This is a genomic window from Candidatus Cardinium sp. cBcalN2 (assembly GCF_022810445.1).
Lineage (GTDB): Bacteria > Bacteroidota > Bacteroidia > Cytophagales > Amoebophilaceae > Cardinium.
This window is the reverse complement of sequence record NZ_JAACGD010000054.1, coordinates 1-7,548: the sequence shown is the minus strand read 5'-3', so window position 1 is coordinate 7,548 and position 7,548 is coordinate 1. Positions and strand designations below refer to the sequence as shown.

Annotated in this window: 7 protein-coding genes; 5 read left to right on the top strand and 2 right to left on the bottom strand. The window is 38.1% G+C overall.

All coding sequences use genetic code 11. The features are described from left to right. Positions 1-37: 37 nt before the first annotated feature. Positions 38-778, bottom strand: a complete 741-nt coding sequence (locus MUW74_RS01680; RefSeq protein WP_243517919.1) for a hypothetical protein — start codon at positions 776-778, stop codon at positions 38-40. Between the two features lie 25 nt (positions 779-803). Continuing rightward, complete coding sequence (locus MUW74_RS01675; RefSeq protein ID WP_243517916.1) at positions 804-1,436, bottom strand: hypothetical protein; 633 nt, start codon at positions 1,434-1,436, stop codon at positions 804-806. A gap of 438 nt (positions 1,437-1,874) precedes the next feature. Here MUW74_RS01675 and rsmH point away from each other — a divergent pair, with 438 nt between their 5' ends. Genes rsmH through MUW74_RS01650 form a run of 5 tightly spaced genes read left to right on the top strand, consistent with a single transcriptional unit; the run spans position 1,875 to position 7,269 of the window. Beyond that, complete coding sequence (rsmH, locus tag MUW74_RS01670) at positions 1,875-2,822, top strand: 16S rRNA (cytosine(1402)-N(4))-methyltransferase RsmH (protein WP_243517913.1); 948 nt, start codon at positions 1,875-1,877, stop codon at positions 2,820-2,822. Between the two features lie 39 nt (positions 2,823-2,861). After that, complete coding sequence (locus MUW74_RS01665) at positions 2,862-3,590, top strand: ZIP family metal transporter (protein WP_243517910.1); 729 nt, start codon at positions 2,862-2,864, stop codon at positions 3,588-3,590. Further along, a complete protein-coding gene (gene ligA, locus MUW74_RS01660) occupies positions 3,590-5,590 on the top strand; it encodes an NAD-dependent DNA ligase LigA (protein WP_243517907.1) in 2,001 nt (666 codons plus the stop codon). Before MUW74_RS01665 ends, ligA begins: the two co-directional genes overlap by 1 nt. Continuing rightward, positions 5,587-6,138, top strand: coding sequence for a hypothetical protein (locus MUW74_RS01655; protein WP_243517904.1), 552 nt, complete (start codon positions 5,587-5,589; stop codon positions 6,136-6,138). Before ligA ends, MUW74_RS01655 begins: the two co-directional genes overlap by 4 nt. A gap of 6 nt (positions 6,139-6,144) precedes the next feature. Then, on the top strand, positions 6,145-7,269 hold the full coding sequence (locus tag MUW74_RS01650; RefSeq protein WP_243517901.1) for a cysteine desulfurase family protein: 1,125 nt from the start codon (positions 6,145-6,147) through the stop codon (positions 7,267-7,269). Positions 7,270-7,548: the final 279 nt, after the last annotated feature.

The window sequence follows — 7,548 nt, the reverse complement described above, 5'->3', positions numbered from 1 at the left end:
TATATCCCTTAAGTTGACGCTATTGGGTGAACGGAAACTATTTTTTTTGTTTGGGTAGTAGATAATGAGCAGCCATCATGGCCATTCCATTGGCGATCATAGCCATACAAGAGCCGTTTATAGTTGTAGCTGGTTCAATCCATTTGTTCCAACTCAAAATAGTCAATAGACCTGTAGCCATACCAATCAAAGCAGTAGGAGAGCTACTTCGAAAACCCAGAATAGCTAATATAAAAGGAGCCGTTACGATAGGTACGAAACAATCAAAACGAAATTTGAATAAAGAAAATAAATCACTACAGGAAAAGCTAACTATGACCGTTATAACACCTACAAAAAGCGCAGTTACTTTAGCCAGGCGCAGTTGGCGATCATAAGGTACTGGATTTTTAGTCATCATACTACTTACGATATCATTACTAAACATAACGCAACAACTATTTAAGTAAGTATCAGCTGTAGAAATAGCCATAGTTAACAAGCTGATGACGACAAACCCTTTAAAAATGGGGGCAATATGGGCCATTATATAACTCCACACTTCTGTTGCCAATAAATGGGGTGCAGCTATGAAACTATATAAACCAATTAAAATTATAAAAACCGATATAAAAAGACTAAAAATACTAGTAAAGAAGAAAACTATCCCGGCTTGTAAGCAATCGGCAGACATATAGATTTTCTGTATAATAGGGGGATTGATATTGACTACTAGGCTAGAGAGAAACAGGGCAAAAACAGCCAACTGTTTAGGTTCACATTGCAATAGTTTATGCAACTCAAAAATTTCTTTTGTTCGTAAATTAAGATAGCATTTTAGGCTTGCCAGTTGCTTCAAATATGGAAAAAGCTAAAAAGAGAATGATAATAAAAAAAACAAAGATTTGTGCTACATCCGTAAAAGTAATGATACGAAGCCCTCCAATACGAGCATAAAAAACCAGAATCAAGATAGCGCAGATAGTGACAATACGCCGATCAACTGAGTCTATACACATACTGATCGATCGGGACATTACATTAATTTGAATAGAAATAGTAAAAATGGCCAAACAAATATTAGCTAAACCTGTTACCATCCTAGGATACTTACCATAGACCCGACCTATACTCTCTGACATAGAGAGGTTATGCATAAATGGCCTCATACGCAGAGACAACCAACTGATCAACCAGTAAGGAAAAACGCTGGTTGCAAGTATAAAAAACACCCAAGAGAGTCCAAAATTATGGATCTGTTCTACACCAATCATTAGCCTTCCTCCTCCATAGATAAGCGCGAGTAAAGTACCTACCAAAGGAGGGGTATGCAGTTCTTGATCTCCTAAAACACATTCTCTAAATGAAGTTGATATTCTAGTAAAAAAAATACCAATACCCAAGAGTAATAGTAAAAAAACAATTACCATCGTAAGGGAAATATTGCAACTGCTCATAGATACAAATAATGAAAACGATTAGCACCCAGCTTGTATTTGTCGTTCAGTGCATGGGTAAAAAATCTATTTTATCTTAATTTTTTTCTTATTTGTGTGCAGCTTTAAGACAGTCCTGAATGGATCCTTCAGCTCTTTTGTGTTACGATTGAATCATTCAGTGGCCATTTAGGTGTACAAGCAAAAACAACTCAAATAATGTTTTATTACAATAAAATATAATATAAACGTCTAATAATATGAAATATTTACCTATACAAATAGGAGCGCTTGGTTTGTTTGATTGCTTTTTTAGCAGGAAAAAAGTAACATGAAAAATTCATTTTTTACCAATCTAGTCAACACATACAACTTTAGTTGTTTTGTAAGAGGTCTATTTGTATTTTCAAATAGTCTGATTACCTTTACCAGTAATTTAAAACTTACAAGGCTTAATTCATGGTTACAACTATTTCAGCGGGCTATCACATACCAGTGATGTTGGATGAGGTGATAGAAGGATTGGCTATAGTACCAACTGGAAACTATGCAGACCTTACTTTTGGAGGAGGGGGCCATGCAAAGAAAATCATTGAAACCCTTTCTAGCGGCCATTTATTTGCCTTTGATAGGGATCCAGAGGCTGCTACGATTGCCCAATCTTTTACAGATAAATCTTTAACTTTTATTAGAGCCTCTTTTCGTTTTGCTAAGGAATTTCTAAACTTCTATGGCGTGGAACAGCTAGATGGTCTGCTAGCAGACTTAGGTACCTCTTCGCACCAAATAGATAGGTCTGAACGTGGTTTTTCTACTCGATTTGATGGCAAATTGGATATGCGAATGGATCCAAATTTCCCACATTCAGCACAGCACGTTGTCAATACCTATAGACTGGAGCAGTTAACCCATTTATTGCATAGCTATGGAGAAGTGGCTAACGCAATCGCTATTGCTCAGGCTATTATTCAAGCACGCGACCAGGCGCCTATTCTCACTACTTACCAATTGAAGGCTATTGTTGAACCATTTGCCCCTAAGCTAAAAGTAAATCAATATCTTGCAAAAGTATTTCAAGCATTTCGTATTGAAGTAAATAATGAACTGATTGAGTTAGAAAGGTTGTTAGAGTGTAGTGTTGAACTGATTAAACCCAAAGGGCGTTTGGCCATTATTGCTTACCATTCTTTAGAGGATCGATTGGTTAAAAATTTTTTCAATACAGGTAATGTACGGGGAGAACCGCAACAAGATGGGTACGGTAATCTGTTACGTCCTTTTGTTCCATTACAAAAAAAGCCTTTTACACCTTCTATAGAGGAAGTGCACCGCAATAATCGTGCCCGAAGTGCACGGTTACGGATAGCTGTACGTGTTGCATCACCGGCTCAAATAAGAAGCATATAAAGATCTCTTGATCTTTTAACGATCATGAATAAATAGATAATGGCTATAGAATTTTTTGCACTTTTGTTTTCAGCATTACTGGGTGGCTTAATCGTTACCGGGCAATCTTCCATGAAGCTATTACCACGCTTGTTAACCTTTTCGGGTGGTTACCTATTGGCCAATACTTTGTTACATCTAATGCCTGAGCTTTTTATTTCCCAAGTTAGGCCGCTCTATGTTGGTGGTTATATCATGATAGGGTTTTTTTTGCAGCGTTTCATTGAAAACTTTAGTGCTGGCGTAGAGCATGGCCATTCTATGGCTCCAACTTCAGACCATTGTGGTGTGAAAAATTATAAAATATTTTCTTTTTTAAGCTCTATAGCATTGCATGCGCTTTTAGATGGCACCCTTTTGGCACATGGCCATGGGCATGATGCGAACCGAGAAGGGCTTTTACTGGGCATGATGTTGCATAAATTTTTAGAAGCCTTTGCTTTAATGAGTGTATTACGTGGCTTTAGCCTATCCACAAGACGTATGTTAAGCTATTTAGGGCTATTTTCTTTAGCCTCTCCAGTAGGGCTCTGTCTAAGTAGTTATCTTAATCACCATCTTTCTGATGGTGGTAGCACCATATTACTGGCCATTGTAACGGGTAATTTTTTGTACATTTCGGCTACCATGCTCTTTGAAGCCAGCCCCAATCATCATTCGAACCGGTTTACTTTGTGGATTTGTTTACTTGGAGCTGGATTGGCGGCATTGGTCGAATTTTTATTGTAATGGAAACATCTGACATCAGTAAAGAAATCAAACATTTAGTAGATTCCATTCGCTACTACAATGCGTGCTACTTCCAAAAAGGAATTTCGCCAATTTCCGATTATGCCTATGACCAATTAGTAGAACGATTGACCCAGTTAGAGCAGGCTTATCCCCACTTAAAGCTCCCTGACTCTCCAACTGAAGTGATTGGAGAATATCCTTCTAAAGGGTTTAAAGTGGTTTATCACCAGACCCCTATGCTCTCTTTAGCTAAAACCTATTCAGAAAAAGAAGTAGAACAATTTATTATAAGGGTCAAAAAAATGGTTCCGAATGGGACTATAGATTTTATATGTGAACCTAAAATAGATGGTGTGGCCCTGAGCATTCATTATGAAAATGGCCATTTGGTAGGTGCTGTTACACGTGGTGATGGGGAAAAAGGAGATGATGTAACTCGCCATGTTTGTCAATGTTTGCCTTTACCCCAAAAAATTCAAGCTCCCCCATCTGCCTCATTTGAGGTGCGTGGAGAGGCCTTTATGCCTAAGGATGTTTTTACGGAATTAAATCGTATGCGTAAAGCAAAAGGAGAAGCTTTATGGGCTAACCCTCGTAACATTACCGCAGGTACATTAAAATCACTAGATGTAGCTTTAGTTAAAGAGCGTCCATTAGCATTTTATGGGTATAGTTTTTATGCATCATCTTATATGTGTCCTACCCAAGAAGCTGCTTTGGCTTTGCTGGTCACTTTAGGCTTCTCTGTTGCGCCTATCTATAAAGTATGTACTAATATTACAGAAATAATGGACTATATTCATTACTGGGCTGAACATAAGCAAAATTTACCGGTTGATGTGGATGGTATAGTAATCAAAGTAAATAATCTTGATCAACAACATAGGATTGGTATAACTTCCAAATCGCCACGTTGGGCGATTGCCTATAAATACCAGCCAGCAATGGCTTATTCTACCTTAGAAGAGGTAACTTTTCAAGTAGGCAGAACAGGTACTATTACACCAGTAGCCCATTTTAGGCCGATTTCATTAGCAGGGACTATAGTTGGTCGTGCTTCTTTGCATAATGCAGATGTGTTAGCTAAGCAAGACCTCCATTTGGGCGACAAGATTTTTATTGAAAAAGGAGGAGAAATTATTCCCCAGGTAGTTGGTGTAGACTTTTCTTCCCGTAAGAAAACCAGTAAACCTGTTGTTTTTATTCGCCAATGTCCTGCTTGTGGTACGCCACTTCATCGAGAGGAAGGAACAGTGGCTTACTATTGTCCTAATAAGCAGCAATGTGTGTCCCAGTTAAAAGGTGCTTTATTGCATTTTGCGCATCGCAAAGCTATGGATATTCATACCTTAGGGCCTAAAACCATTGAGGCATTGTTGCAGGCTAAATTGGTTCAAAACGTAGCAGATTTGTATATATTGCGTTATGAGTCAGTCCACGCTTTAGAAGGATTTCAAGCACTATCCACACAAAAATTATTAACTAATATTGAAGCTTCAAAAACAAAGCCTTTTGATAGCCTATTGTTTGCCTTGGGCATTAAGCATGTAGGCGAAACGGTAGCTAAAAAACTAGCCAGACACTTTAGATCAATGGAGCGGTTGCAACAAGCTACTCAAGCAGAGCTGTTACAGGTACCTGATATTGGAGAAAAAATTGTTCAGAGTATACTCGATTACTTGCAAGATCCTTACCAAAAAGCGATTATTAGTGGGCTGCAAGCTGCCGGGTTACAGTTTGCTCTTCCAGAAAGTGTGGAGGTTTTATGGCCATTATCCTCAAAATACTTTGTTATATCGGGTACCTTTCAAATGGTTACAAGAAAAGAATTAACTAAATTAATTGAGGCAGCAGGAGGGAGGGTCTTATCTGCTGTTTCTGCTAAAGTCCACTACTTGGTAGCAGGAAGCAAAGCGGGTCCATCCAAGTTAGCTAAAGCCAAACAATGGGGCATTCCCATTTTAGAAGAAAATGATATTATAAAGATGCTACCATGATGCATTTATATGTAATTTTTAAGTTTTTTATTTTAGGCATAGTTACCCATTTTAGCTTAAAAAATAGGAAGGTTATCCGCAGTAATGTAGGGTTAAATCAAGCAACTACCATAGGCGTGCTATATAGTTATGAAACTCCGGCCAAGCATGAGGTGGTACAACGTTTTATTCGAGATTTAAAAAACTTGGATAAACAAGTTAGCGTGCTCTGTTATACTACAGGAAAAGACCGTGCCCATGCCACTAGCCATTTACGTTATGCTTTTGGCCATCATGCGATTACTATTTTAGGTAAGATAGAAAACAACCGCATTAAAAAGTTTGTAGAAACCCCTTTTGATTATCTATTTCATCTAGATTTGAGTACTAATTCAGTTTTAGACTGTATTGTAGCTAAACATCAAGCTAAGTGTCGGGTAGGTCATTTTGAAGCTACGCGCAGAAATTTATTTGAAGTCATGGTAAAGGTAAGTCGGACCACTCCTATTGAAGACATTAAAAGACTAGCTAAGCAGATGTTGCACTATACCGAATGTATGGCAGGGTAAAGAATGATGAATGTTTATTTAGATAATGCAGCTACTACCCAATTAGATGAAGAAGTATTGGCCGCTATGATGCCCTATATGGCGGGTTTTTGTGGTAATCCCTCCTCTGTGCATCGTTATGGTTGCCAGGCTAAAGCAGCGCTTGAAAAAGCCAGAAAAAAAATAGCCAACTTGTTTAAAGTTTCGCCTTCTGAAATATTGTTTACTGCTGGAGGTACAGAAGGGAATAATATGTTATTAAGGGGCATTATAGAGGCGATGCCAATTGCTCATGTTTTAACTTCTCCATTAGAGCATCTTGCAGTGCGGATGCCACTAGAAGCGTTAGCCCAACAGGGCAAGATTCAGCTGTCCTATATTGGGGTTAACCAAATAGGAGAGTTTGGGTTGGATGAAGTAGAAGCGTGGTTAAAAGCGCATCCCTATGCCTTGGTCAGTTTTATGCAAGTCAATCATGAAATAGGTAATATAACAGATATAGAGGCTATTTGCCAGCTTTGTCAAAAATACGGTGCATTTTTGCATTCAGATACTATTCAAAGCATCTATTCTGGCTTGCTTGATTGTTTATCTTGTGACCTTGTCTTAGGTTCTGCTCATAAAATACATGGTCCCAAAGGGATTGGCTTTGTCTATATAAATGGTAAGGTTTCTGTTGCCCCACTCATTACTGGAGGTAGCCAAGAGTTAAATATGCGTGGCGGAACGGAAAATGTAGCCTATATTGTTGGCATGGCCAAAGCATTAGAAATTGTTTTTCGGGATAGATCAAAAGTGGTAGCCCATTTGTTAGCTATTAAGAAACATATGATCACATTACTAAAAAGTCATATTCCTGATATCATCTTTAATGGCCATAGCGCAAGCTTAACTAAAAGCAGCCCTAATCTATTAAATATTTCATTACCTGGCTGGAAAGAGCATGATATGCTAGCCCATCATTTAGATATTCATGGTATAGCCGTCTCTACAGGTAGTGCCTGTACAAGTGGTAGTGCTTTGGGTTCACTTGTTATAGCTGCTTTGCAAAAAGAAACCAAACACGCTATACGTTTTTCATTTAGTAAATATACTAGCTTTGAAGAAATTGAAAATACAGTTGCCTTGTTAACCAAACTCTATACAAAGTAGTCAGTTAGTTACTCTACTGTAGGCTAAATAGGTTATTTGAAACCTGCGTAGCGGGCAAGTTCTGTGTGGCCACTTTTACCAGTAACCTGAACACCCAATGGCGTCAACTTAAGGAATTTTTAATTATTTTTATTTGATTATAAGTTTTTTTTATCTTACTTTTTTCTTGATAAAAAAGTAAGCAAAAAATCAAGCCCTGGTAAAAAGTTGCGGAAAGCGCCCCTTACAGCTGGAAAAACAGAATCCACCCTGCGACATCCATTGAAGCTGTTTTTCTAT